We start from the raw sequence: 24,638 nt of genomic DNA on the forward strand, positions 1-24,638 counted from the left end.
GCTTTGGCGCTTGGTGTGGGCGGGTTGTGTGAATTTTGACCATCCGTTGTGGAGTCCAGTCCGTGTTTATTTCTTCCGCTTTCGCCCAAACCGCACCTGCCGCAGCCGCTGGCGGCGGTGACATCATGTCCTCTCTGACCGGCATGCTGCCCCTGGTGCTCATGTTTGTGGTGCTGTACTTCGTCATGATCCGCCCCCAGATGAAGCGCCAGAAAGAACACCGCGCCATGATCGACGCCATCGCCAAGGGCGATGAAGTGGCTACCGCCGGTGGCATCGTGGGCAAGGTGACGCGCCTGTCCGAAGGGTTTCTGCACATCGAGATCGCCAGTGGCGTGGAAGTGCAAATGCAGCGCAGCGCTGTGGTGCAGGTGCTGCCCAAGGGCTCCGTCAAGTAATCCATGAACATCCCCCTGAGGCGCTGCGCGCCCCGGCCCGTCCGGGCGCGGGGTCGGGGGGCGCTGGCGCGTAGGGCGCCTGCACAACTGAGGTGAGAGCGCGATCATGAACCGTTATCCGGTCTGGAAGTACGCGATCCTGGTGATCGTGCTGCTGGTGGGGGCCTTGTACACCCTGCCCAATTTCTTTGGCGAGGCGCCTGCTGTGCAGGTGTCGTCGGCCAAGGCCACCGTCAAGGTGGATACCGCCGTGCAGCAGCGGGTGGAAGAAGCCCTCAAGGCCGCCGGTGTGACACCTGACTTTGTGGCGCTGGAGGGCAACTCGGTGCGCGCGCGTTTCGACACGCCCGACACCCAGCTCAAGGCCAAGGATGCCATCCAGAAGGCACTGGTGCCTGACGCCAACGACCCTTCCTACATCGTGGCCCTCAACCTCGTGTCGCGTTCGCCGCTGTGGCTCAAGGCCCTGCACGCCAATCCGATGTACCTGGGGCTGGACCTGCGCGGTGGCGTGCACTTCATGCTGCAGGTGGACATGCAGGCGGCGCTGACCAAGAAGTCCGAGTCCTATGCGGGTGACATCCGCACGGCACTACGCGACAAGAACATCCGCCATGGCGGCATCAGCCGCGACGGCCAGTCCATCGACATCAAGGTGCGCGATGAAGCCACGGCCACGGCCGCGCGCAACCTGATCGCCGACCAGTTCGCCGATCTCCAGGTCACCACCACGCCAGAAGGCACTGAGTTCAAGCTGCGCGCTTCGATCAAGCCCGAAGCCACACGCCGCGTGCAGGAGCAGGCGCTCAAGCAGAACATGGTCACGCTGCATAACCGGATCAACGAGCTGGGCGTGGCCGAGCCCGTGATCCAGCAGCAGGGTCTGGACCGCATCGTGGTGCAGCTGCCCGGCGTGCAGGACACCGCCAAGGCCAAGGACATCCTGGGCCGCACTGCCACGCTGGAAGTGCGCATGGTGGACGAGGGCACCGAAGCCCGTTCGGCAGAGACAGGCCGTGGCCCCGTGCCGTTCGGCTCCGAGCGCTACCTGGAACGCAACGGCCAGCCCGTCATCGTCAAGAAGCAGGTCATCCTGACCGGCGAAAACCTGACCGATGCGCAGCCGGGCTTTGACGGCCAGACGCAGGAACCCACTGTCAACCTCACGCTGGACGCCAAGGGCTCCCGCATCTTCAAGGACATTACGCGCGAGAACGTGGGCAAGCGCATGGCCATCGTGCTGTTCGAAAAGGGCAAGGGCGAGGTCGTCACGGCCCCTGTCATCCGTTCCGAAATCGGTGGCGGCCGCGTGCAGATCTCGGGCCGCATGACCACGGCCGAGGCCAACGACACCGCTCTGCTGTTGCGCGCTGGCTCGCTGGCCGCGCCCATGGAAATCATCGAGGAATACACCATCGGCCCCAGCCTGGGCGCCGACAACATCGAGCGCGGTATCCACAGCGTGGTGTGGGGCATGGTGGCCATTGCGGTGTTCATGTGCATCTACTACGCACTGTTCGGCATTTTCTCCACCGTCTCGCTGGCGGTGAACGTGCTGCTGCTGCTGGCCATCTTGTCCATGCTGCAGGCCACGCTCACGCTGCCCGGCATCGCTGCCATGGCGCTGGCGCTGGGGGTGGCGATTGACTCCAACGTGCTGATCAACGAGCGCATCCGCGAAGAGCTGCGCGAGGGGGTGTCGCCCCAGGCGGCCATCCACGCGGGGTATGAGCGTGCCTGGGCCACCATCCTGGACTCGAACGTGACCACCTTGATCGCGGGCCTGGCGCTGCTGGCGTTTGGCTCCGGCCCGGTGCGTGGCTTTGCTGTGGTGCACTGCATCGGCATCCTGACCAGCATGTTCTCGGCCGTGTTCTTCTCGCGTGGCCTGGTGAACCTGTGGTACGGCCGCAAGAAGAAGCTCAAGAGCGTGGCCATCGGTCAGGTGTGGAAGCCTGAGTCCGATAGTGCTGTGGCCAAGACGAACTAAAGGAGGAAGACCATGGAATTCTTCCGTATCCGCAAAGACATACCTTTCATGAAGCACGCGTTGGTCTTCAACGCGATCTCCTTCATCACTTTCGCTCTGGCGGTGTTCTTCCTGCTTACGCGTGGGCTGCACCTATCGGTGGAGTTCACGGGCGGCACCGTGATGGAAGTGGCCTACAGCCAGCCCGCCGAACTGGCCAAGGTCCGCGACACCGTGGCCGCACTGGGCTACCCCGACGTGCAGGTGCAGAATTTCGGCACCTCGCGTGACGTGATGATTCGCCTGCCCGTGCAAAAGGGCGTGACGTCCGCACAGCAGAGCGAGCAGGTGCTGGGCGCCTTGAAGGCTGCAGACCCCGCAGTGACCTTGCGTCGCACCGAATTTGTAGGTCCGCAGGTGGGCGAGGAACTGGTGCACGGCGGCCTGATGGCGCTGGCCATGGTGGTCGTGGGCATCGTGATCTACCTGGCCTTCCGCTTTGAGTGGAAATTCGGCGTCGCTGCAATCATTGCCAACCTGCACGACGTGGTGATCATCCTGGGCTTCTTTGCGTTCTTCCAGTGGGAGTTCTCGCTGTCGGTGCTCGCTGGCGTGCTCGCCGTGTTGGGTTACTCGGTGAACGAATCGGTCGTGATCTTCGACCGGATCCGCGAGGCCTTCCGCAAGTACCGCAAGATGACCACGCACGAGGTGATCGACCACGCCATCACCAGCACGATGAGTCGAACCATCATCACCCACGCCTCCACCGAGGCGATGGTGCTGTCGATGTTCTTCTTTGGCGGCCCGAGCTTGCACTACTTTGCATTGGCGCTGACCATCGGTATTCTGTTCGGTATCTATTCCTCGGTGTTCGTGGCGGCGGCTATTGCCATGTGGCTGGGCGTCAAGCGCGAGGATCTCGTCAAGCCCGCCAAAAAGGAGGGGGATCCCAACGATCCCCATGCCGGAGCTACCGTCTGACCCGCTAATATCTGTTCATGCACACCACGCCCCCTTCTGTTCCGCAACGCCGCCTGGCCCGCCAGGCGCGCCAGCGGTTTGTAGAGGGGATCTGTGGAGGGTTGGTGGACCTGGACAAGACCGTCCAGGACTTCCTCACCGCGTTGATGAACCAGACGGGCACAGCCCGCGAGATGCAGTCGCGCCGGGATGCGTGGCTGCAGTACCAGCAAAAACATTCCGCATGGACGGAGCGCGCCGGCAAGGCCTGGCAAGAGGCCCTCGCTCCCCACGTCAGCTCTACACGTGGCCAGCTGGCGGCTGGTGGTGGTGGGCTCAGTCAGTTCGAGCTGCTCAGCGACGATGTGGTCGAGAACAAGATCCTCGCCTCGCGCATGGCGTTGACGGTGAACGAGCAGGTCAGCCATCAGTTCGACACCTTGCGCCAGCGCACCCAGTCGCTGGAGGGGCAGGAGCTGGACAGTAGCGACATCCTGCGACCCGACACGGTATGCCTGTTGCTGGTGGAGCAATGGGTGGAGGCAGGGCTACCCCGCACGGACCTGCAAACCGTGGTGGACCCCCTGCAGCGCGAGCTGGCCAACCTGCTTCAGAAGCACTACCAGGCGGTCAACGTGTTCTACGTAGAGCAGGGCATCACGCCGCAGGTCGATCTCAAATCCAAGGTGCGCCGCACGCAAGGGGGCATCGCCACGGGCAGTGGCGGGGGCGATTCGGGTTCCGGGGGCCTGGCTTCGCAGGCCCTGGCGCAGACCCGCCAGGCCATGATGGCCGCGCGCGGAGGAGTGCAGCAGCCTCCCGGCATGCCCGCTGGGGCTCGGCCGATGGGGCCACCGGGCACGCAGATGCTGCCCCCCGGACATGGCGGCTACCCCCGGCCACCACACGGAATGCCCACGGCCTTTGCCACGGGCATGACGCCGCTCGCCCGGGCACGCCAGCGTGCGCAGGGTGTGATGGGGCAGTTGCGGCGGCTGCTCACGCAGCCTGCCACCGGCTTTGACATGGTGAATGCGCCCCCCGCTTCGGCCGCGCTGGCCCATGCGCTCACGGCGCACCGCGTGCATGCGGACACCTACTACAGCGGCGTGGCCACGCTGATGGAGGACTACAGCCCTGCAGCCGTGGTCCAATTGGTGGGCACCGTGCGGGAGCGCTCCACCGAACTCAAGAAGAAAGCGACCACCTCGGGCGAGAAGGCCATCATCGAGGTGGTGGCGTTGATGTTCCAGAGCATCCTCGCAGAGGACCGGATACCGCCCGCCGTGCGGGTGTGGTTTGCCCGGCTGCAGGTGCCGGTGCTGCGTGTGGCCTTGGCTGAGCCCGAATTTTTCAGCAATCTCGACCATCCCGCCCGCAAGCTGATCGACCGCATGGGTGCCTGTGTACTCGGTTTTGACGCGACCAGCATCAATGGCAGCGCGTTGGAAGCCGAGATTCGCCGTGTGGTGCAGGTGATCGAGCAGTACCCAGAGACCGGACGCCGCGTCTTTCAGCTCGTTTATGACGAGTTCGAGAAATTCCTGGCCAAGTTCCTGACCGAAAAGCAGGTCACTTCGCGCCTGGTGAGCGTCGCCCAGCAGGTCGAGCAACGGGAAACGCTGGCGATCCAGTACACCATCGAGCTGCGCACCATGTTGCGCGACATGCCGGTGCGCGATGAGATCCGCGAGTTCCTGTTCAAGACCTGGGCCGAGGTGCTGGCGCTGTCGGCCGTACGCGATGGCCCTCAACATGCCGACACGGTGGCCTTCAAGCGCACGGCAGCAGACCTCGTCTGGGCCGCCAGCGCCAAACCCAATCGCAGCGACCGGGCCCAGGTCATCCAGAACCTGCCCGCGCTCCTGCAACGCCTGCGCCAAGGGCTGACCCTGCTGGGTGTGAACGGCGCGGCGCAGGATGCGCAGGTCAAAGTGTTGACAGACACCCTGGCTGACGCCTTTTTGTCCAAGACGGCGTCTATTCCCCAGGCGCACATCGATGCCATGGCCAAACGCCTGGCCAACCTCGAAGACTTCATCAGTGATGCCACGCTGGGCGACATGCCGCTCAATGCGGACAACATCGAGATGATGCTGGGCATCGACGCCTCGTCCATCCACGTGATTGCTGACAACGGTGCTCCGGTGGACGATGCCATGGTGGCCTGGGCGCAGGATCTGCAGCCGGGCACCTGGTACACACTGGACCACAACGGCGCATCGGCCCAGGTGCAGTACGCCTGGCAAAGCCAGCGCAAGCAGTTGCACCTGTTTGCTGCGGTGGATGGCAGCAGTTACCTGATCCAGTTGCGCCGCCTGGCGGCGTACCTGCAGGCTGGCTTGCTAGTGGCCCAGGACGAGGAAGGGCTCACGCTGCGCGCCACGCGCGATGCCCTGGCCAAGCTGGACGCCAACCCGGAACGATTGCTGGACTGAGCCCCCGCAGGCGTTGCTCAGTGCCTGTGTGAGATCTCCTGTGAGATCATCAACAGGCGCTTATCCGGGATGCGTGTTGGCATCCCTTGCGCCACTCTGGCCCCGGGCGATCACGGAGCGATCAGCTAGCCCCTGCCGACCCGTTGAAACAACCCCCCCGGCAGCCGCGCGATGCTGCCGTCGAGTTCCAGTTCCAGCAGGGCCACCTGCAAGGCGGATGCGCCCATGCCCGTGCGGGCCACCAGGGCATCCAGCCCCATGGGGTCGTAGCCCAAGGCGGCGAGCACGGGGTCTTCGGTGCCGTCCGATACAGCGACTCCCGCGGCGTTCGCGCCTTCGTGGGGCAGGCCGGACATGGTGGTGGCGGGGATCTTGAGTTCTTCCAGTACATCCTGGGCAGACTCCACCAGTTTGGCGCCTTGACGGATCAGCGCATGGCAGCCGCGTGACTGCGGTGCATGGATGGAACCTGGAATGGCAAACACTTCACGCCCCTGCTCGGCCGCCATGCGGGCTGTGATCAGCGAGCCCGATGCCAGTGCGGCTTCCACCACCAGCGTGCCCTGCGAGAGGCCCGAAATGATGCGGTTGCGTTTGGGAAAGTTGCCGGGCAGCGGTGAAGTACCCAGGGGGTACTCGCTGACGATCAGTCCGTGTGCTGCAATGCGATGGGCCAGGTCCAGGTTCTTGCGCGGATACACGCGGTCGAGCCCGGTGCCTACCACGGCGATGGTGGCGGCCCTCGCACAAGGGGGCGTCGCCAAGTCCAGCGCCCCTTCATGGGCGGCAGCGTCTACCCCCAGCGCAAGCCCCGACACGATGGTCAAGCCTGCGCTGTGCAGCGCCCGGGCAAACAGGCGAGCGTTCTCTGCGCCCTGGGCGGTGGGGTTGCGGCTCCCGACCACAGCGAGGCAGCGATCGCTGGGAAAAGGCTGGTGCTCCAGCAGTGATGCCGGGCCCATGAGGTAGAGCAGCAGCGGTGGGTCTTCCGTGTCCAGCAAGGCCTGCGGATAGCGCAGGTCGCCCAGGCTCACGATGGCGCGCGCGGGGCCTTGTGGCACAGCACTGGCAAGCCATTGGGCGGTGGTCTGCCACAGGGCTTCCCACCCATGCGGAATCTCGCGCAACGCCTTGGCCTGCGCGGCGGGCACACAGAGTTGCAGGGCGGCTTCGGTCTGCTGAAAAATGGATTGCGGCAAGCCAAAGCGTGCCAGCAGACGCCGCGCGGCCCCGTTGCCAATGCCTGGCGTCAAGGTCAGCCGCAGCCAGGCGCCGAGTTCGTCGTGGTCCATGGATACCAGTACGGCGCGGCAACGTGACTACCGCAGCGCAGGAACCCCGCGCGGCGATACGTACTACCGGCCCTCAGCGTTACTTGGGGTTGACCAAGCGGTCGCCGACGCGCACACCGTTGCGGATTTCCAGCAGCAGCACATAGGACACGCGCTCGAAGGTGCGGAACACCATGGCAGTGCCGTTGATTTCACTGGGCAGCTTGACCATCGCCCTGTTGCTGTCGGTCATGTCCTTGATGCGGTCGCCCTTGGTTAGCAGGCTGAGCACATGGCCAGGCTCCAGTCCGTCCTGCGAACCCATATTGATGGCTACCACCTGATTTTGGGCTGCATAGGCCACGGCCGAACTGCCATAAATGGACACCACGCGGGCATCCACTTCCATCTCGGGGGCTCGGGGGGTATAGCTCAGGAACGGACGCGCTGGCGCGGGGAGAAGGCGGTCACCAGCGCGGACCTCTTCTTTGGTGGCCGACAGATCCACGGTGGCGGGGATGTATTCCGCCGTGTATCCACCCTTGCCGTTCGGAATTTCTTCGAACGACTCGCCACGCACCAATTCCGCTTTGCCCAGGTACTGTGCTTCGTATCCCAGCACTTCGGCCGTCACGGGGTCCTTGAGCGCCACGGCATTGCGGAAAACACGGTAGTACCGGGGTTCGCCCGCTTCTGCCAGCATGGGCGACGCGGCGTCCCCACGCACATAGACACGGTCGCCCGCCGCCATCAGCACGCGCTCTTCGGTCGTCGCGATCACGCGCGGGGCGCTCAGCAGCACTTGCTCGTCCACCACGAGCGGCTCGACCAGGAAGGGCTCGATGAGGTGCTGCTTGAGTGTGGGCAACGCGGAATCAGCCAAACTATCGCTGCGGGTGCGGGGCGAGATACGCACGGTCTCGGGTTCGCTGGAGCGGCTGGTGCTCAGGCGGGCATAGCCGCCTTCCTTAATAAGGTAAAGCGTCTGGCCAGGAAAGATCAGGTGCGGGTTGGGGATGGTTTTGAGGTTCATGCCCCAGAGCTCGGGCCAGCGCCATGGGCGCTTGAGGTACATGCCCGAAATACCCCAGAGCGTGTCGCCCCGCTTGACGGTGTAGGTGTCTGGGGCGTTGGGCGCCAGCTCCTCCAGCGGTACACCCCGCTCGGACACCTGCTGCGCTGTGGCGCGCTGGCCGCTGGAGATGGGGTAATTCTGCGCCTGGGCCGGCATGACCAGCAGGGCGCCAGCAATGATCGTGAGCGCGCCCAGGGCGGTCCGCCGCACGCTGGTGAATGCCGTCATGTTGTTCCTTTTCTCATGCATTGGGAAACGCCCCCTCGCTGGCACCTCGGCGCACAAAGCAGGCGTGCGGCCGGGCAAATACGTTACAAAGCTTCTTAGATTCTCTGCTCAAGCCCTTGATTCGGCAACGATTATTGGCCCGCAAGGCGGCAGTAGGCCGCAAAAGTGGCGAAAATAGCGACATCTCTTACCTGCAGCCATGGCAATCCTTCCCATTCTCTGTTACCCGGACCCCCGGCTTCACAAGGTCGCTCGCCCCGTCCAGGCGGTGGACGACCGCATTCGCACGCTGGTGGCCGACATGCTGGCCACAATGTACGACGCGCACGGCATTGGCCTGGCGGCCACCCAGGTGGATGTGCATGAGCGGCTGGTGGTCATCGACGTGTCGGAGGAGCGCGACCAGCCCCTGGTACTGATCAACCCCGAGCTGGTCTGGACCAGCGCCGAAAAGCACCTGAACCAAGAAGGCTGCCTCTCGGTGCCTGGCATTTATGACGGCGTGGAGCGTTTTGACGCGGTGCACGTGCGCGCGCTGGACGCCCAGGGCCAGTCCCGCGTCATCGAGGCCGACGGACTGCTGGCGGTTTGCATCCAGCACGAGATGGACCACCTGCTGGGCAAGGTGTTTGTGGAATACCTCTCCCCCCTCAAGCGCAACCGCATCAAGACCAAGATGGTCAAGCAGCAGCGGGAGGCGCGCGGGTGATGCGCGCAGCGCTCTGCGTCCGCTGGGGCGTCAGAGTGCTGGCGCTGGTGGCGCTGGCTTGCCAGTTGGCGGGCTGTGTGCTGCCGGCCCGTGAACGGCCCGGCGCGTTGCGGGCCGAAGTGATCGCTCGCCTGGGCCCGCCAACCGCCACGATAGTGCTGCCCTCTGGCGAGCGGCTGCTGTACTCGGAATTACCCGCCGGGTTTGCCGTCTACAACCTCGACTTTGATGCCAGTGGCCGGCTGGTGCGCAACGAGCAGGTGCTCACGCAGCAGCGATTCGAGAACCTGCCCGTGGGCACCTGGACCCGTGCCGACCTGCAAAACACCTTCGGAATGCCCTTGCGTGTCGAGCAGGTGGCGCGCTTTGATGGTGATATCTGGACCTACCGCTTCCGGCAGAACTCGGACCTGCGACAGGCCCATGTGCACCTGGATCGCCAAGGGGTGGTGCGCCAGGTGTTGTTCACCGACGAACTGCCGAATTTTGACAACGCGCGCGATTGACTGGATGGGTGGTCCCGCTGGGCCACTGAGTCCCGCGCCCACCTGAGCCGCTATCTGCTTTCATGAGAGTCATTTTTGCTGGTACCCCCGAATTCGCCCGTGTGGCCCTGGAGCGGCTGTTGTCTGCAGGCTTCACCGTTCCACTGGTCCTGACGCAACCGGATCGCCCCGCTGGCCGTGGCATGAAGCTGCAGGCTTCGCCTGTGAAGCAATGCGCACTGGAGCACGGCATTGCTGTCGCACAGCCCCGCAGCCTGCGCCTGGATGGCAAATACCCCGAGGATGCCGCTGCAGCGCGCGAAGCCTTGCTCGCAGCCCAGGCCGATGTGATGGTCGTGGCCGCCTACGGGCTGATCCTGCCGCAGTGGACCCTGGATCTACCGCGCCTGGGCTGCCTGAACATCCACGCGAGCCTGCTGCCGCGCTGGCGCGGCGCCGCCCCCATTCACCGCGCCATCGAGGCAGGCGATGCCGAAACCGGCGTCACCATCATGCAGATGGATGCAGGGCTGGACACGGGCGACATGCTGCTGACCGAGCGCCTGCCTATTGCCCCGGGCGATACGACAGCCACCCTGCACGACCGCCTGGCCGCGCTGGGCGGTCGCATGATCGTCGAGGCGCTGGAGCTGGCCGCCTGCGGTGGCCTCACTGCTGTGCCGCAACCGGCAGACGGCATCACCTACGCCCACAAGATCGAAAAGGCCGAGAGCACGATCGACTGGACACTGCCTGCCGCAGTCATTGGCCAGCGCATTCGCGCGTTCGATCCCTTCCCGGGGGCCAGCACCGAGTGCAACGGCGAGACGATCAAGATCTGGAGCTATGCAATTGATAGCGTTCAAGGCAAATCCGACCAGCGCTCCGGGCAGATTTTGGCTGCGGATGGCGCGGGAGTGACCGTCGCGTGCGGTAGCGGCACGGCGTTGCGCCTGACCACGCTGCAGCGGGCGGGTGGCAAGCGGCTGGCGGCGGCTGATTTCTTGCGCGGCTTTGACCTGCAGCCGGGCATGGTGCTGGGCGCAAACCCTGCATGAGCGTCTCTGCTGCGCTGGGCCGGACACTGCGCCACCCCTCCTTCCGAATGGCCGCCATCGACATGGCCGGTACCTCGCTGGGCATTGCAGCCTGGGGGCTGGTCACCGGGGTGGCCATGGTCAAAAGTGGCATGTCGGTCGGCATGGCCGTGTTCATGTCGCTGCTGGTGTATGCCGGCAGCGCCCAGCTCGCCGTCATTCCGCTGCTGTCCGTGGGCGCGCCGCTGTGGGTGGTGTGGCTCACGGCCGCCTGCGTCAACCTGCGGTTTGTGATTTTCAGCAGCATGTGGCGCAGCTACTTTGCGCACCTGCCGCTTCGCCAGCGCCTGGCCGTGGGGTATTTCAGCGGGGACGTGATCTATGTGGCGTTCATGAAGCGCTTTCCGGAACCCCGGCCGGCCCCAGAGCAGGTGCCGTATTTCTGGGGCGCGGCCTCCACCAACTGGCTGGCTTGGCAGGTGCCGTCCATCGCCGGCATCCTGCTGGCCAACGCGGTGCCCCTGTCCTGGGGGCTGGGTTTTGCGGGGGTGCTGGCCTTGCTGGGCGTGCTGCTGTCCCTGCTGTTCGACCGGGCCACCTGGCTCGCCACGGGTGTTGCGGCCACTGCAGCGATTGCTGCGTTTGCCTTGCCGCTCAAGCTCAACATCCTGGTGGCGCTGGCGGCCGCCGTGGCCGCGGGACTGCTGATGGAGGCCGTGGACCGCCGCCGTCGCCAACCCGAGTTGCTGCTGGTGCCCGCTGACAGCGTCATGCCGCCCGAGGAACGCGATCATGTCGAGGCGGGCGATGTGGTGCCGCTGCGCGAGGAACGCCACCCATGAGCTGGTCCTGGATCTATCCCTTGCTGGCCACTGTGGGCCTGGCGGTGATCACGGTGGTGTCGCGCTCCTTCTTCATGATCCCGGAGCGTGAGCTGCCCCTGCCCGACTGGCTCAAGCGGGGCCTTAAATATGCCCCGCTGGCCGCGCTCACCGCCGTCATTGCGCCCGAGATCCTCATGGTGCAGGGCGAGCTGATCGACACCTTCATGGACGCACGCCTGCCGGCCGTGCTGTTCGCCAGCGTGTATTACTTCTGGCGCCGGGGCATCCTGGGCACCATTCTGGTGGGTATGGCGGTGTATCTGCCACTGCACATCGGCTGGGGCTGGTAGGTGCTGGCGGCGGCCGGCCGCGTCAGCAGGGCCGCCTAAAATGGCGCCCCTGATCCACCGGCCCCTCCAGGAAACCTTCCCCCATGAACATCCTTCGCTTTTCCGATCTGTGCGCCCAGGGCAAGGCCCGCAACCAGCGCGTCTTCATCCGCGCCGACCTGAACGTGCCGCAAGACGACGCCGGCAACATCACTGAAGACACCCGCATCCGTGCCTCCATTCCCGCGATCCGCATGGCGCTGGACGCCGGTGCCGCCGTCATGGTCACCAGCCACCTCGGCCGCCCGACTGAAGGCGAATTCAAACCCGAAGACTCCCTGGCCCCCGTGGCCCAGCGCATGGCCGAACTGCTGGGCCGTGATGTGCCGCTGGTCGCCAACTGGGTGGACGGTGTGCAAGTGGCCCCCGGCCAGATCGTGCTGCTGGAAAACTGCCGCCTGAACGTGGGCGAGAAGAAAAACAAAGAGGAGCTGGCCCGCAAGATGGCCGCGCTGTGCGACATCTTCGTGAACGACGCGTTTGGCACCGCCCACCGCGCCGAAGGCACCACCTACGGCATCGCGCAGTACGCCCCCATTGCCTGCGCCGGCCCGCTGCTGTCGGCCGAGATCGATGCCCTGACCAAGGCCCTGGCGCATCCCCAGCGCCCGCTGGCAGCCATCGTGGCGGGCTCCAAGGTGTCCACCAAGCTCACCATCCTGCAAAGCCTGGCCGACAAGGTGGACCAGCTCATCGTGGGCGGCGGCATTGCCAATACCTTCATGCTGGCTGCGGGCCTGCCCATTGGCAAGAGCCTGGCCGAGCCCGACCTGCTGGATGCCGCCAAGTCCGTGATGGCTGCCATGAAGGCGCGGGGCGCCGAGGTGCCGATCCCCACCGACGTGGTCGTGGCCAAGACATTTGCTGCGGATGCCCCCGCCACGGTGAAGGCCGCCACGGACGTGGCTGCTGACGACATGATCCTGGACATTGGCCCCGAGACGGCTGCCCGCCTCGCGGCCCAGCTCAAGTCTGCCGGCACCATCGTCTGGAATGGCCCCGTGGGCGTGTTCGAGTTTGCCGCCTTTGAAAACGGTACCAAGCAACTCGCCAAGGCGATTGCTGAATCCTCGGCCTTCAGCATCGCGGGCGGCGGCGACACGCTGGCCGCCATTGCCAAGTACGGCATCGACAAACAGGTGGGTTACATCTCCACCGGTGGTGGCGCCTTCCTGGAAGTGCTGGAAGGCAAAAAGCTGCCCGCTTTCGACATCCTGGAGCAGCGCGCAGCCGCTTCCGTGTAAGCAAATGCAAGGCGGGCCGCTGCAAAGGTGGCTCTGCCTGCTTACACGCCTTGCATCGGCACACAACTGTGACCAAAAACAACGAACTGTGTACGCCGGAGCGTAGTTAGCGTAATTTTTTCTTGTTTTTGTTGAGGATACCGCCCAGAATTATTTTTCAATCGTGCGGGTCGCATCTCATCGGATCCTCGCAAATTCAGTCCGTAGGAGGGAATCATGTCGTTTTCAAAGGCAATCAGCTTGGCCGTGCTGGCTGGCGCTGTGGCAACTTTGGTGGGGTGCGCACAGAGGGCGCCTATTCCCGTCGCGGAAAATTTCGAGTACACCTCGCAGCCCAAGGTCCGCTCCGCTGGCCACTGGGACTTGGTCTCGCGCGATGTGGTCAACCAGACGCTGAGCACCCTGGACAAAGCCGGCGTGGCCCCCAACACCCCCCTGCACGTTTCCCTGCCTGCCAACGCTACGCAGTTTGAAACAGCCTTCCGCGAGTTCCTGATCACCAAGCTGGTCCAGAACGGCGCCGTGGTGCAGCAGAACCTGGGCCAGGCCCTGGAAGTCTCCTACGGTATCCAGGTCGTGCGCCACAACAGCGACCGCCCGCATTTCATCCCTGGTCAGTTCACCATGCTGGCTGCAGGCCTGTTTGCCGCGTACGGCCTGCGCCATGAGCACATCGACGCCCAGCTGGCCGCTGGCCTGGGTCTGTCGATCGCCGCCGACTATGCCAACAGCATCAACTCTGGTGGCCCGACCAACACCGAGCTGATTCTGACCACCACCGTCACGCGCGGCGGCCAGTACCTGGCTCGCAAGACCGACGTGTACTACCTGGAAAACGCTGACACCCCGTTGTTCACGCGCCCCTCGTACAAGAACGTCAACATGAAGGTTGTCTCGCAATGAAAACCCCCGCACTTCTTCTGACGGTGCTGGCCGGCGTGGTGCTGGCCGGTTGCGCCAACAACGCTGCGCCGGTGCGCGTCGAGCCCACCTACCAGGAAGCCGCCAGCAGCCAGTTCATCCAGAGCAGCCGCGACGCGGTGACCAAACTGACCACCGGTTTCGACATGAACTCGCTGGGTGGCGGGCCCGTGCTCGTGGCCACCGTGGTCAACGTCAACGACCTCAGCCGCGCCGCCCCGCTGGGCCGCACGTTGTCCGAGCAGTACGCCACCAGCATGGCTGCCAGCGGCTTCAACGTGAAGGAAATCAAGCTGCGCGGTGACGTGTTCGTGCGCGAAGGCCAGGGCGAGCTGCTGCTGTCGCGTGAGATCAAGGACATTGCCCGCAACCACAATGCCTCCCTGGTGCTGGTGGGTACCTACTCTGCGGCCGCCAACTACACCTACGTGAGCCTGAAGCTCGTGCGCACCGAAGACAGCCGCATCGTGCGTGGCTACGACTACGCGCTGCCCAACGACCGCGACGTGCAACGCCTGCTGGCTGTGCCCCGCTGATCTTTCGTTCTCACCAGGGACTTGTTGCTCCCTGTGCAACCGCAAAAAGGCCGTCTCGACGGCCTTTTTTGTTGCCCGTCGGTACACCCCGGGGTGCCCGAAACCTCCGCTTCGCAGAGCCTCTCCTCGACGATCACGGTCCCCGGCGGGGGCATCCCGTGCCCACCCACCTAAAATCACGCCCCATGAACTTCACCGACATGCTGCGCGACGCCACGGCACAGAACAACTCCCTGCTGTGCGTGGGCCTGGACCCTGAACCCACGCGGTTTCCCGCCGCGATGCAGGGCGACCCCCGCAAGATCTATGACTTTTGCGCGGCCATCGTGGATGCCACCGCCGACCTGGTGTGTGCCTTCAAGCCGCAGATCGCCTACTTTGCCGCCCATGGTGCCGAGGACCAGCTCGAGCGCCTGATGCAGCACATGCGGGCCAACGCACCGCAGGTGCCGGTGATCCTGGACGCCAAGCGCGGCGACATCGGCTCCACGGCCGAGCAGTACGCCAAGGAGGCCTTCGAGCGCTACGGTGCCGATGCCGTCACGCTGTCGCCCTTCATGGGCTTCGACTCCATCGAGCCCTATCTGGCCTACCACGGCAAGGGTGCGTTTTTGCTCTGCCGCACGTCCAACCCCGGCGGCGACGACCTGCAGACCCAGCGCCTGGCCAGCGTCGACGGCCAGCCGCTCATGTACGAGCATGTGGCGCGTCTGGCGCAAGGCCCCTGGAACAAGAACGGCCAGCTCGGCCTGGTGGTGGGCGCCACCTACCCGCAGGAGATTGAGCGCGTGCGTGCCATCGCGCCCACGCTGCCGCTGCTGATTCCGGGCGTGGGTGCCCAGGGTGGTGATGCCGCCGCCACCGTGCGCGCCGGGCTGCGCAGTGACGGGCCGATCATCGTGAACTCGTCGCGGGCCATTCTTTACGCGTCCAAAGGCGAGGACTTTGCTGCGGCCGCTCGTGCAGAAGCCATGCGCACCCGAGGCGTTCTGGAAGCTGCCCGGGGCTGAGCCCTCTCACTCCGACCGCGGTGTCTGGTCCTCTAACGGGGCTGGCACAGCCCAGGCACCAGCCCACCGACCGGACAGCCGCCCCTTCAGGAGCCGACGATGCAGTTGAAATGGCTGGAAGACTTCATCGTGCTGGCGCAGGAGCGCAGCTTCACCCGCGCGGCGGAGTTGCGGCATGTCACCCACCCCGCGTTTGGCCGGCGCATCCGCGCGCTGGAGGCCTGGGCTGGCACGCCACTGGTGGAGCGCGGCAGCGGTGGCCCGGTCACCCTCACGCCCGCCGGGCAGAGTTTTCTGGAGACCGCCGGCCACCTGGCCCGTAGCCTCACCCAGTCGCACGAAGAGCTGCAAAGCCTGGCCGGGCGGCAGGCCCGCACCGTGACCCTGGCCACGGGCCGCACCTTGGCGCGCACCGTGGTGGCCGACTGGCTGGTGCGCCTGCAGCCCATTTTGCAAGGCGGCGAGCTGTGCATTCGCACCCGGGCGCTGGCCGACACCGTGGGCATGCTGGAGCGCAACGAGGCTGATTTTTCGCTCGTGTACCACCACCCGGCTCTGGCCATTCGGCTCGATGCGCGGCAGTTCACGCACCTGACGGTGGCCTCCGACCGGCTGGTGCCCGTCTCGCGCGCCACGGCGCAGGGACAGGCGTTGCACCGGTTCGGGCCCGACGCCACGCGGGTGCCCTACCTGGCCTACGCCCCCCAGCTGGCCTTGGGGCGGCTGGTGGAAGACCACCTGGCGCACAACCCCCATGCGCCCCGGCTGCAGCGCGTGGTGGAGTGCGACTCGGCCGACGCCCACTACGAATACGTGCAAAAAGGCCTGGGCGTTGCGTGGCTGCCCTGGTCCATGGTGTTTGCCGACTGCAAGGCCCAGCGCCTCGCGCTGGCGGGTGACGCCCGCATGGAGGTGCGTTTTGACGTGCGCCTGTACCGCCCCAAGCGCCGCCTGGGGCCGCTGGCCGAGGCACTGTGGAAGGCCCTGGCGCAGCGCTGATGAGCGCGTGTCCACGGTGAGAGACCTGCGGGTTTCCCCGTGGCATGCATCGCGAATCAGCACGACCTGGTGCCGTTTTGGCACCAACAGCCAGGGGTCGGTTTTTCACAATCCAATCCATACCTCACCCGCTCCATTCAGCCCCACGCCTTTGCCAAGGAGTTCCACCATGACCACCGTCCGTCCCCTGCGCCGTGCTGCACTGCTGTGCGGCCTGGCCGTTCTCGCTGCCGCAGCCATCGCGCAAGACGCCTACCCCAGCAAGCCCATCACCATCGTGGTGGGCTATCCGCCCGGCGGTAGCACCGACCTGACCGCACGCACGGTGGCCACCGAGCTGGGCAACAAGCTTGGCGTGCCGGTGGTGATCGAGAACCTGGGCGGTGCCGGTGGCGCGATCGGTGCGCAGAAGGTGGCCAACGCCGCACCTGACGGCTACACCCTGCTAGTGGGCGCCAACAACGAGATCGCCATCAACAAGCTCGTGACGAAGAAGGTCAAGTACGACATCAAGGACTTCACGGCCATCGGCCTCATTGCTTCCCAGCCGCTGGTGCTGGTGGCCTCCACCGGCGCGGGCGTCAAGAACATGGCGGAGTTCACGCAGAAGGTGTCCAAGAACCCCGGCAAGTTCAGCTACGGCAGCTCGGGCGTGGGCACGGCGCTGCACCTGGCGGGCGAGGCCGTGAAGGAGCAGGGCAAGCTGTTCATGACGCACATCCCCTACCGAGGCGTGGCGCCGCTCACCAGCGACCTCATGGGCAACAACCTGGAGTACGGCGTGTTCGTGCTCTCCAGCGGCCTGCCGCACATCAAGAGCGGCAAGGTGATTGCACTGGGCACCACCGAGGCCAAGCGCTCTGCCACCACACCCGACATCCCGGCGCTGGCCGAGTCGCCGCAGTACAAGAACGTGGACATCAGCGTGTGGTTTGCGCTCATGGCGCCTGCCAACCTGCCCAAGCCGGTGACCGACAAGCTCAAGAAGGCGCTGGCCGACAGCCTGCAATCGCCGGACTTCCGCAAGAAGATGGAGGCCAGTGGCTCCACCGTGGCCTCGCCCACCGTGAACATCGACCAGTTCCTGGTCACGGAAGTGGCCAAGTACAAGAAGATTGTTGAATTCGCCAAGATCGAAGAATGAGCAGCAGCACTCTTCCCCCCACATCCGTGCAACCCCTGGTGTTTGCGCTGCCCGCTCCCGACATCGGCGCCTGGCGTGCAGGCAACACCGGCACCGAAGGCGTGTGGCACTTCGACTCGGGCCGGCCCGGCCGCCACGTGATGATCAGCGCCCTGGTGCATGGCAACGAGCTGTGCGGCGCCTGGGCGCTCAAAGGCCTGCTCGACGCCGGTGTGCGCCCGCAGCAGGGCACGCTCACGCTGGCGTTCTGCAACCTCGACGCCTTCGACCGGTTTGACTCTGGCAACCACGACGCCTCGCGCTTCACTGACGAAGACCTCAACCGCCAGTGGCTGGACGAGCGCATCGATGCGGCCAACACCAACGAGCGCCGCCGCGCCGCCGCGCTGCGCCCGTGGGTGGCGCAGGCCGACTGGCTGCTCGACATCCATTCCATGCACGAGCCCTCGGCGCCGCTGCTGCTCACCGGCATCCAGCCGCGCAACCTGGCGCTGGCGCGTGCCATGCGCTCGCCCGAACACATCGTGGTGGACGCCGGCCACAAGGACGGCGTGCGCATGCGCGACTACGGCCGGTTTGGCGACCTGGACGACAACGGCACCCGCTCGCTGCTCATCGAATGTGGCTTCCATGGCGACCCGGCCAGCCGCGCCGTGGCGCAGGACCAGTGTGTGCGCTTCATCGAGCAGTCTGGCGCCCTGAGCGCCGACGCGCTGGCGCAGCAGCTGCCCGGCTGGCGCCTGCCCGACGCACCGCGCCAGTGGGCGCTGGAGGTGACCGGCCCCGTGGTTGCCACCAGCAGCGCCTTCCGCTTCGTGGCGCCGTACACGGGCCTGGAAGTGTTCGAGAAGGCGGGCACGGTGATTGGTGACAACGACGGCGTGCCGGTCGTCACTCCGTACGACGACTGCGTGCTGGTCATGCCCTCGGTGCGCCAGGCACGTGCCGGGGTGACCGTGGTGCGCTTTGCGCGGCGCAGGTTGCTGTAGCCGGTGCTGCGGCTGAATGCTATCTAATTGATAGCTGCTGTGGCATATTCAACCAGCGCTACCGGCCATCTTGGCTTGTAGTCTGGGCCCCAGCACCACACAGGCCAGCGCGGCCACCACCAGCGCAATGCCCGCCCACTGCCAGGGCGCCACGCCCTCGTCCAGCAGCAGCCAGCCTGCGGTGAGGCCCACCACCGGCACCGCCAGGCTGAAGGGCGCCACGCGGTTGGCGGGGTAGCGCTGCAGCAGGTTGGTCCACAGCGCGTAGCCCACGATGGTGGCGGCCCAGCCCAGGTAGGCCACGGCGGCCCATGACAGCAGCGGCACGCTGGCCAGCGTCTGCCACTGCAGCCAGCGCGCGGCGTCAGGGTCGAACAGGGCGGACAGCGCCATGAACGGCAGCACCGGCACCAGGCTGCTCCAGATCACAAAGGCCAACGGATCAAACCCCGGGCTGTGCTGCTGCGCCAGCCGCGCCACGATGTTGGACGACGCCCACATCGCCGCGCCACACAGCGTGAGCAGCAGGCCCGCCAGCGTGGTGGCTGCCGCCACCCCCATGCCCGACCCCGGACCCACATAGTTCATCGCAAAACACACCAGCCCCAGCGCGGCCAGCCCCATGCCCACGCGCAGCGGCAGCCCCGGCCGCTCGCGCAACAGCGCAAAGCCCAGCAGCGCCGTGAAGAACACCTGGGTCTGCAGCAGCACGCTGGCCAGCCCGGCCGTCATGCCCACCTTGAGTCCCATGAACAAAAAGCCGAACTGCCCAACGCCCTGGAACAAGCCGAACAGCAGCACCCAGCGCCAGTGCATGCGCGGCGGGCGCACCAGCAGTACCAGCGGCAGCGCTGCACACAGGTAGCGCGCGGCGCCCAGCTGGAAGGGGCTGAAGCTGCGCAGCCCCCACTTCATCGCCACAAAGTTCACGCCCCAGAGGATCACCACCACCAGCGCCGCGAGCAGGTCGCGCGCACGCAGCGGGCTGGTGGCGGATGCGGCCTGTGCAGCGCCGCTCATTGCGCCGCGCGCGCTGCGTCGATGTGGGCCTTCACGCGCTGGGCCAGCGCAATGTCGCCGGGGGTCTCGGGGCTCCATTTGTCTACGGTGCGCGGCTGGTCGCTGGCATCCACGGCGGTGTACACGGCCACGCAGTGCACCACATCCTCCAGCGGCGCGCCGTGTACGGCGCCGCTGCGCACCTCCACCGCCAGGCACATGCTGGTATCGGTGGTGTAAGCCAGGCGCGCGTGCACCTCGACCAGATTGCCCGGCCGGATAGGGCGCACAAAGTGGGCTCCGCCCACAAACTCGGTCACGCAATCTCCTTGGGCCCAGGCGCTGGCGCAGGCAAATCCAGCCTCATCCACCCAGCGCAGCACCGTGCCACCGGGTACGCGGCCCGCCTGGGGCAGGGTCGTCTGGGACGCCAGGAAGCGCAGGGTGATCGAGTGCATGCCAGGGGCTCCAAAGGATGGGGAAGCGTTCATTATTCTCCAGCGCCCCGGCCGGTGCAGCCTCCCCCATACCGGCACGCAGGCCAGTGCACGCCGTCAAGCCACGGGGGCGAAGCTCTGCGTGACTTGACCTGAGTCAAAACCCTACTGTGGACACGTCCCTACATTGCGGGACATTCCGTTCGGCCCTCAGGAGGGCCGCCCTCCAGTCGGCGGTGCCGACACCCGCCCCTGGGGCCTACTCTAAAGCGCACGCCGTGTGGCCTGCGTCCACTGCCATGTCATTGCTTCACCGGTTGAACCTGCTCGAAAAATTCCTCATCCTGGGGACCATCGGGCTCATGATGAGCGCCTTGCCCACCTACCTGGTGGTGCGCGACTCCCTCCACGCCATCGACCATGCGCGCCTGGAGGCGCAGGGCGTGGCCCCCGCCCAGGCACTCACGCACCTGGTGCAGCGCATGCAGGTGCACCGGGGCCTGTCGGTGGGCATGCTGGGCGGTGACGAGTCGCTGGCCGCGCGCCGCCCCGCCGCGCGCGATGCGGTCAACACCGCCCTGGACGACGTGAGCGCCCGCTTTGTCGCCGCCAAGGTGCCTGCGGCGCAGATGGCGGCCTGGACCCAGGCGCAGCAGACCTGGCGCACCCTGGAGCAGGCCGTGGCCGCGCGCAGCATTGAACAGGTGCAAAGCACCGCGCAGCACACCCAGCTCATCGCAACGCTGCTGCAGCTCAACGAGGCGCTGGTGCATGCCTATGGCCTGCAGATCGACCCCGAGGCCGACACCCACGCGCTGGTGCAGGCGTCGCTGGCCCAAGCCCCCATGCTGGGGGAAAAGCTGGGCATGCTGCGCGCCCAGGGCGCCAGCGCCTTGGGCAAGCGCGAGCTCACGCCCCAGGGCAAGGGCCAGCTGCTGGTGCAGCAGCAGCGCGTGGCCGAACTGCAGGGCGACACCTTCCGGGGGCTGGACCGCGCCTTGCAGGGCAATGCCGAGCTGCAGCGCGCGCTGGGCAGCAGCGTGCAGGCCGTGCAAGGGCAGATCCAGCAGTCGCTGCAGATGGTGGAGCGCGACATCCTCAACGCCACGGAGCTGCAGCTGCCGTCCAAGGATTACTTTGACGCGTTCACCCGCACCATCGAGGCGCTGAACGCGCTCAACAACCTGTCGATGACCAGTCTGGACCAGGCGCTGCAGGCGCGCGTGGCGGGGCTGCAGCGCAACCTGCTGTGGGTGGCGCTGGCCCTGGTCATCACGCTGTCGGCCACCAGTGCGATGGCGCTGGTGTTCGTGCGCTCCATGACCGGGCCGCTGTCGCAGGCCGTGGCGCTGTCACGCGCCGTGGCGCAGGGAGACCTGAGCGGCGCCCCCATTGCCCATGGCACCAACGAGGTGGGGCAGTTGCTGGAGGCGTTGCAGCAGATGCGCACACAACTCACACAGGTGGTGCGCAACGTGCGCAGCGGGTCAGAAAGCGTGGCCACGGCCAGCGTGCAGATTGCCCAGGGCAACACCGACCTGTCGGCCCGCACCGAGAGCCAGGCCAGCGCGCTGGAAGAAACCGCCGCGTCCATGGAGCAGCTCAACGCCACCGTGCGCCAGAACGCCGACAGTGCCCAGCAGGCCAGCCAGCTGGCCGCCAATGCCAGCACCGTGGCCGTGCAGGGCGGTGAAGTGGTGGCGCAGGTGGTGGACACCATGCACGGCATCAACGCCTCGTCGCAGAAGATCTCCGACATCATCGGCGTGATCGACTCCATCGCGTTCCAGACCAACATCCTGGCGCTGAACGCCGCGGTGGAGGCAGCCCGCGCGGGCGAGCAAGGCCGGGGCTTTGCGGTGGTGGCCAGCGAGGTGCGCAGCCTGGCCGGGCGCAGTGCCGAGGCCGCGCGCGAGATCAAGACGCTCATCAGCGCCAGCGTGGAGCGCGTGGCCCAGGGCAGCGCCCTGGTGGACCGCGCCGGCGCCACGATGAGCGAGGTGGTGGGCGCCATCCGCCGCGTGACCGACATCGTGGGCGAGATCAGCGCCGCCAGCCACGAACAGTCCCTGGGCGTGGCCCAGGTGGGCGAGGCCGTGACGCAGATGGACCAGGTGACCCAGCAGAACGCTGCACTGGTCGAAGAGATGGCCGCCGCCGCCAGCAGCCTCAAGAACCAGGCCGAAGACCTGGTGCACGTGGTGTCGGTGTTCCGCCTGGGCGACGATGGCGGCCTGCGCACGGCCGCAGGTGCGCTACGAATTCAATAGCTGCAGCGGCATATTGCACTAGCGCTACCGGTCTGAATGACCCGAATTCCGCTGGAGCGGGCATGAAGGGGCGTCATGGAGGGCCGTACAGCCCCCGGGGGTTCACGCCGCAGGCCCGCGCGCAATGCCCAGTTCGGTCAGCTCGGCGTCGGTGAACACCCGCGAGCGCGTGTGAAAGGCCTTGCCCTCCGGCCCCTCCAGCGAGAAGGTGCCACCCGTGCCTTCGATCACATCGATGATGAGCTGCGTGTGCTTCCAGGTCTCGTACTGCGCGCGCCCGATGTAGAACGGGCAGCCACCGATGTCGCCCAGGTACACATCGCCTGCACCCATCGTGATCTCACCCGGCAGGTAGCAGTTGGCCGCGCTGTTGTCGCAGCAGCCACCCGACTGGTGGAACATCAGGTCGGGGCCGTGTTTGGATTGCAGAAAGGCCACCAACTCCAGCGCGGCAGGGGTGGCGATGACTTTTTCGACCATGGTTGTCTCCAGCGTGCAATGCAAAAAACGCGGCCAGTTGGAACAACGAGCCGCGTCAGTAGAAACGTTTCCAGCGGTTCACAAACCATCTCTGGCTAGGCGCCTCCGTCGCAGACAGTGGCAGCGCCACGGCCAGACGGAGCAACGACGCCAGGGGCGGTTTTTGGACCGCCACCCCAGATCAGAAGAAGCCGAGCTTGTTTTCGCTGTAGCTGACGAGCAGATTCTTCGTCTGTTGATAGTGGTCCAGCATCATCTTGTGCGTCTCACGCCCAATGCCCGACTCCTTGTAGCCGCCAAACGCCGCATGCGCGGGGTACGCGTGGTAGCAGTTGGTCCACACCCGCCCGGCCTTGATGGCGCGGCCCATGCGGTAGGCCACATTGCCGTTGCGGCTCCACACACCGGCGCCCAGGCCGTACAGCGTGTCGTTGGCAATCGCCAGGGCTTCGGCCTCGTCCTTGAAGGTGGTCACGGCCAGCACGGGGCCGAAGATTTCTTCCTGGAATATGCGCATCTTGTTGTGGCCCTTGAACAGCGTGGGCTGCACGTAGTAGCCGCCTTCCAGGTCGCCACCCAGGTGCGCCTGGCCGCCGCCGGCCAGCACTTCGGCGCCTTCCTGCTTGCCCAGGTCCAGGTAGCTCAGGATCTTGGTGAGCTGCTCTTTGGAGGCCTGCGCGCCCATCATGCTGTCGGTGTCCAGCGGGTTCTGGTGCTTGATGGCGGCCACGCGCTTCAAGACACGCTCCATGAATTGGTCGTAGATCGATTCTTGAATGATGGCGCGCGATGGGCAGGTGCAGACCTCGCCCTGGTTGAACGCAAACAGCACCAGGCCTTCAATCGCCTTGTCCAGAAACGCATCGTCCTTGTCCATCACGTCGGCGAAGAAGATGTTGGGGCTCTTGCCGCCCAGCTCCAACGTGGCGGGGATCAGGTTGTTGGCAGCGGCCTGCGCGATCACGCGGCCGGTACTGGTGGAGCCGGTAAAGGCGATCTTGGCAATGCGCTTGCTCTGCGCCAGCGGCATGCCCGCCTCGCGGCCGTAGCCGTTGACGATGTTGAGCACGCCGGGCGGCAGCAGGTCGGCAATCAACTCCACCAGGATCAGGATGGAGATGGGGGTGGACTCTGCAGGCTTGAGCACCACGCAGTTGCCGGCACCCAGCGCGGGGGCCAGCTTCCACGCGGCCATCAGGATGGGGAAGTTCCACGGAATGATCTGGCCCACCACGCCCAGCGGCTCCTGGATGTGATACGCCACCGTGTTCTCGTCGATGTTGCTCAAGGCGCCTTCCTGCGCGCGCACGCAGCCCGCAAAGTAGCGGAAGTGGTCCACGGTGAGCGGGATGTCGGCGTTCAGCGTCTCGCGGATGGCCTTGCCGTTGTCCACGGTTTCGGCGTAGGCCAGGCGCTCCAGGTTTTCTTCGATGCGGTTGGCGATCTTGAGCAGGAGGTTGGCGCGTGTGGCGGCATCGGTCTTGCCCCAGGCGTCGGCCGCAGCGTGGGCGGCGTCCAGTGCCAGTTCGATGTCCTCTGCGGTGGAGCGCGCGGCCTGGGTGTAGACCTTGCCGCTCACGGGCGTGATGACATCAAAGTACTGGCCCTTGACGGGCGGCACGAATTTGCCGCCGATGAAGTTGTCGTAACGGGGCTTGTAGGTGATCTTGGCGCCAGCGGCGCCGGGGGCTGCGTAAACGGTCATGGTGTTGTCTCCTGCGATGGTTGTGTGCATCGGGCGGACTCGGTGGAGCCCGTCCGATGCCAACCCCTTACTCAAAACACATGCCAGCAGGCCACGGCGCGCGAAGTGTTGATTTCAT

The 24,638-nt window shown here is 65.8% G+C and carries 23 protein-coding genes; 17 read left to right on the forward strand and 6 right to left on the reverse strand.

Going from position 1 to position 24,638, the window contains the following annotated elements; translation table 11 throughout:
* Nucleotides 1–62 precede the first annotated feature (62 nt).
* From yajC to AC07X4_RS02485, 4 genes are all read left to right on the forward strand, one after another.
* Nucleotides 63–398, forward strand: a complete 336-nt coding sequence (gene yajC / locus AC07X4_RS02470) for a preprotein translocase subunit YajC (protein WP_015016243.1) — start codon at nt 63–65, stop codon at nt 396–398.
* A gap of 106 nt (nt 399–504) precedes the next feature.
* The gene (gene secD, locus AC07X4_RS02475) at nt 505–2,388 is read left to right on the forward strand and encodes a protein translocase subunit SecD (RefSeq protein ID WP_494739121.1); all 1,884 of its coding nucleotides are present in this window, start codon (nt 505–507) and stop codon (nt 2,386–2,388) included.
* A gap of 12 nt (nt 2,389–2,400) precedes the next feature.
* Entirely contained in the window at nt 2,401–3,351 is a 951-nt protein-coding gene (gene secF / locus AC07X4_RS02480; RefSeq protein WP_056742880.1) for a protein translocase subunit SecF, read from the forward strand.
* A gap of 17 nt (nt 3,352–3,368) precedes the next feature.
* On the forward strand, nt 3,369–5,768 hold the full coding sequence (locus tag AC07X4_RS02485) for a DUF1631 domain-containing protein (protein ID WP_494739122.1): 2,400 nt from the start codon (nt 3,369–3,371) through the stop codon (nt 5,766–5,768).
* 125 nt (nt 5,769–5,893) lie between these two features.
* Here AC07X4_RS02485 and dprA read toward each other — a convergent pair whose 3' ends face one another.
* Complete coding sequence (gene dprA / locus AC07X4_RS02490) at nt 5,894–7,060, reverse strand: DNA-processing protein DprA (RefSeq protein WP_494739123.1); 1,167 nt, start codon at nt 7,058–7,060, stop codon at nt 5,894–5,896.
* A 79-nt stretch (nt 7,061–7,139) separates the two neighbouring features.
* Complete coding sequence (locus AC07X4_RS02495) at nt 7,140–8,342, reverse strand: LysM peptidoglycan-binding domain-containing protein (RefSeq protein ID WP_156379587.1); 1,203 nt, start codon at nt 8,340–8,342, stop codon at nt 7,140–7,142.
* A 199-nt stretch (nt 8,343–8,541) separates the two neighbouring features.
* Here AC07X4_RS02495 and def point away from each other — a divergent pair, with 199 nt between their 5' ends.
* The 12 genes from def (at nt 8,542) to AC07X4_RS02555 (ending at nt 18,629) form a co-directional block, all read left to right on the forward strand.
* The gene (gene def, locus AC07X4_RS02500) at nt 8,542–9,051 is read left to right on the forward strand and encodes a peptide deformylase (protein ID WP_494739124.1); all 510 of its coding nucleotides are present in this window, start codon (nt 8,542–8,544) and stop codon (nt 9,049–9,051) included.
* Entirely contained in the window at nt 9,051–9,557 is a 507-nt protein-coding gene (locus AC07X4_RS02505; protein ID WP_494739125.1) for a hypothetical protein, read from the forward strand. Before def ends, AC07X4_RS02505 begins: the two co-directional genes overlap by 1 nt.
* 62 nt (nt 9,558–9,619) lie before the next feature.
* Nucleotides 9,620–10,594: a methionyl-tRNA formyltransferase gene (fmt, locus tag AC07X4_RS02510; RefSeq protein WP_494739126.1), complete on the forward strand. Its 975-nt coding sequence runs from the start codon at nt 9,620–9,622 to the stop codon at nt 10,592–10,594.
* Nucleotides 10,595–10,641: 47 nt separating this feature from the next.
* On the forward strand, nt 10,642–11,415 hold the full coding sequence (locus AC07X4_RS02515; RefSeq protein WP_494739196.1) for an AzlC family ABC transporter permease: 774 nt from the start codon (nt 10,642–10,644) through the stop codon (nt 11,413–11,415).
* Complete coding sequence (locus tag AC07X4_RS02520; RefSeq protein WP_056742894.1) at nt 11,412–11,747, forward strand: AzlD domain-containing protein; 336 nt, start codon at nt 11,412–11,414, stop codon at nt 11,745–11,747. The genes AC07X4_RS02515 and AC07X4_RS02520 overlap by 4 nt, the downstream gene beginning before the upstream one ends.
* 83 nt (nt 11,748–11,830) lie before the next feature.
* Nucleotides 11,831–13,030 (forward strand): phosphoglycerate kinase, encoded by a 1,200-nt coding sequence (locus tag AC07X4_RS02525; RefSeq protein ID WP_494739127.1) that lies wholly within the window; start codon nt 11,831–11,833, stop codon nt 13,028–13,030.
* 216 nt (nt 13,031–13,246) lie between these two features.
* Nucleotides 13,247–13,933 carry a hypothetical protein gene (locus tag AC07X4_RS02530; RefSeq protein WP_056067885.1) on the forward strand — a complete coding sequence of 229 codons (687 nt, stop codon included), beginning with the start codon at nt 13,247–13,249 and terminating at the stop codon, nt 13,931–13,933.
* A complete protein-coding gene (locus tag AC07X4_RS02535; RefSeq protein WP_056742900.1) occupies nt 13,930–14,487 on the forward strand; it encodes a FlgO family outer membrane protein in 558 nt (185 codons plus the stop codon). Before AC07X4_RS02530 ends, AC07X4_RS02535 begins: the two co-directional genes overlap by 4 nt.
* Nucleotides 14,488–14,672: 185 nt before the next feature.
* Nucleotides 14,673–15,497, forward strand: a complete 825-nt coding sequence (gene pyrF / locus AC07X4_RS02540) for an orotidine-5'-phosphate decarboxylase (RefSeq protein ID WP_494739128.1) — start codon at nt 14,673–14,675, stop codon at nt 15,495–15,497.
* A gap of 99 nt (nt 15,498–15,596) precedes the next feature.
* Nucleotides 15,597–16,496: a LysR family transcriptional regulator gene (locus AC07X4_RS02545; RefSeq protein WP_099731806.1), complete on the forward strand. Its 900-nt coding sequence runs from the start codon at nt 15,597–15,599 to the stop codon at nt 16,494–16,496.
* Between the two features lie 169 nt (nt 16,497–16,665).
* Entirely contained in the window at nt 16,666–17,640 is a 975-nt protein-coding gene (locus AC07X4_RS02550) for a Bug family tripartite tricarboxylate transporter substrate binding protein (RefSeq protein WP_494739129.1), read from the forward strand.
* Nucleotides 17,637–18,629 carry a M14 family metallopeptidase gene (locus tag AC07X4_RS02555; protein WP_146870607.1) on the forward strand — a complete coding sequence of 331 codons (993 nt, stop codon included), beginning with the start codon at nt 17,637–17,639 and terminating at the stop codon, nt 18,627–18,629. Before AC07X4_RS02550 ends, AC07X4_RS02555 begins: the two co-directional genes overlap by 4 nt.
* A 48-nt stretch (nt 18,630–18,677) precedes the next feature.
* Here AC07X4_RS02555 and AC07X4_RS02560 read toward each other — a convergent pair whose 3' ends face one another.
* Both AC07X4_RS02560 and AC07X4_RS02565 read right to left on the reverse strand, forming a co-directional pair.
* Nucleotides 18,678–19,649 (reverse strand): EamA family transporter, encoded by a 972-nt coding sequence (locus AC07X4_RS02560; RefSeq protein WP_056067898.1) that lies wholly within the window; start codon nt 19,647–19,649, stop codon nt 18,678–18,680.
* On the reverse strand, nt 19,646–20,086 hold the full coding sequence (locus AC07X4_RS02565; protein ID WP_056742911.1) for an acyl-CoA thioesterase: 441 nt from the start codon (nt 20,084–20,086) through the stop codon (nt 19,646–19,648). The genes AC07X4_RS02560 and AC07X4_RS02565 overlap by 4 nt, the downstream gene beginning before the upstream one ends.
* A gap of 278 nt (nt 20,087–20,364) precedes the next feature.
* On the opposite strand from AC07X4_RS02565, the gene AC07X4_RS02570 reads away from it, so the two are divergent.
* Nucleotides 20,365–22,335: a methyl-accepting chemotaxis protein gene (locus AC07X4_RS02570; protein ID WP_494739130.1), complete on the forward strand. Its 1,971-nt coding sequence runs from the start codon at nt 20,365–20,367 to the stop codon at nt 22,333–22,335.
* Between the two features lie 102 nt (nt 22,336–22,437).
* Here AC07X4_RS02570 and AC07X4_RS02575 read toward each other — a convergent pair whose 3' ends face one another.
* Both AC07X4_RS02575 and exaC read right to left on the reverse strand, forming a co-directional pair.
* Entirely contained in the window at nt 22,438–22,815 is a 378-nt protein-coding gene (locus AC07X4_RS02575; protein WP_494739131.1) for a DUF779 domain-containing protein, read from the reverse strand.
* A gap of 181 nt (nt 22,816–22,996) precedes the next feature.
* Complete coding sequence (gene exaC / locus AC07X4_RS02580) at nt 22,997–24,520, reverse strand: acetaldehyde dehydrogenase ExaC (protein ID WP_494739132.1); 1,524 nt, start codon at nt 24,518–24,520, stop codon at nt 22,997–22,999.
* Nucleotides 24,521–24,638 lie beyond the last annotated feature (118 nt).

It is taken from the genome of Acidovorax sp. GW460-11-11-14-LB4, from assembly GCF_059423685.1.

What these genes read in the sequence shown, in the direction of transcription:
- secD (WP_494739121.1), top strand. Translation starts at nt 505, where the DNA reads ATGAACCGTTATCCGGTCTGGAAGTACGCGATCCTGGTGATCGTGCTG.
- secF (WP_056742880.1), top strand. Translation starts at nt 2,401, where the DNA reads ATGGAATTCTTCCGTATCCGCAAAGACATACCTTTCATGAAGCACGCG.
- AC07X4_RS02485 (WP_494739122.1), top strand. Translation starts at nt 3,369, where the DNA reads ATGCACACCACGCCCCCTTCTGTTCCGCAACGCCGCCTGGCCCGCCAG.
- dprA (WP_494739123.1), bottom strand. Translation starts at nt 7,060, where the DNA reads ATGGACCACGACGAACTCGGCGCCTGGCTGCGGCTGACCTTGACGCCA.
- AC07X4_RS02495 (WP_156379587.1), bottom strand. Translation starts at nt 8,342, where the DNA reads ATGACGGCATTCACCAGCGTGCGGCGGACCGCCCTGGGCGCGCTCACG.
- def (WP_494739124.1), top strand. Translation starts at nt 8,542, where the DNA reads ATGGCAATCCTTCCCATTCTCTGTTACCCGGACCCCCGGCTTCACAAG.
- AC07X4_RS02505 (WP_494739125.1), top strand. Translation starts at nt 9,051, where the DNA reads ATGCGCGCAGCGCTCTGCGTCCGCTGGGGCGTCAGAGTGCTGGCGCTG.
- fmt (WP_494739126.1), top strand. Translation starts at nt 9,620, where the DNA reads ATGAGAGTCATTTTTGCTGGTACCCCCGAATTCGCCCGTGTGGCCCTG.
- AC07X4_RS02515 (WP_494739196.1), top strand. Translation starts at nt 10,642, where the DNA reads ATGGCCGCCATCGACATGGCCGGTACCTCGCTGGGCATTGCAGCCTGG.
- AC07X4_RS02520 (WP_056742894.1), top strand. Translation starts at nt 11,412, where the DNA reads ATGAGCTGGTCCTGGATCTATCCCTTGCTGGCCACTGTGGGCCTGGCG.
- AC07X4_RS02525 (WP_494739127.1), top strand. Translation starts at nt 11,831, where the DNA reads ATGAACATCCTTCGCTTTTCCGATCTGTGCGCCCAGGGCAAGGCCCGC.
- AC07X4_RS02530 (WP_056067885.1), top strand. Translation starts at nt 13,247, where the DNA reads ATGTCGTTTTCAAAGGCAATCAGCTTGGCCGTGCTGGCTGGCGCTGTG.
- AC07X4_RS02535 (WP_056742900.1), top strand. Translation starts at nt 13,930, where the DNA reads ATGAAAACCCCCGCACTTCTTCTGACGGTGCTGGCCGGCGTGGTGCTG.
- pyrF (WP_494739128.1), top strand. Translation starts at nt 14,673, where the DNA reads ATGAACTTCACCGACATGCTGCGCGACGCCACGGCACAGAACAACTCC.
- AC07X4_RS02545 (WP_099731806.1), top strand. Translation starts at nt 15,597, where the DNA reads ATGCAGTTGAAATGGCTGGAAGACTTCATCGTGCTGGCGCAGGAGCGC.
- AC07X4_RS02550 (WP_494739129.1), top strand. Translation starts at nt 16,666, where the DNA reads ATGACCACCGTCCGTCCCCTGCGCCGTGCTGCACTGCTGTGCGGCCTG.
- AC07X4_RS02555 (WP_146870607.1), top strand. Translation starts at nt 17,637, where the DNA reads ATGAGCAGCAGCACTCTTCCCCCCACATCCGTGCAACCCCTGGTGTTT.
- AC07X4_RS02560 (WP_056067898.1), bottom strand. Translation starts at nt 19,649, where the DNA reads ATGAGCGGCGCTGCACAGGCCGCATCCGCCACCAGCCCGCTGCGTGCG.
- AC07X4_RS02565 (WP_056742911.1), bottom strand. Translation starts at nt 20,086, where the DNA reads ATGCACTCGATCACCCTGCGCTTCCTGGCGTCCCAGACGACCCTGCCC.
- AC07X4_RS02570 (WP_494739130.1), top strand. Translation starts at nt 20,365, where the DNA reads ATGTCATTGCTTCACCGGTTGAACCTGCTCGAAAAATTCCTCATCCTG.
- AC07X4_RS02575 (WP_494739131.1), bottom strand. Translation starts at nt 22,815, where the DNA reads ATGGTCGAAAAAGTCATCGCCACCCCTGCCGCGCTGGAGTTGGTGGCC.
- exaC (WP_494739132.1), bottom strand. Translation starts at nt 24,520, where the DNA reads ATGACCGTTTACGCAGCCCCCGGCGCCGCTGGCGCCAAGATCACCTAC.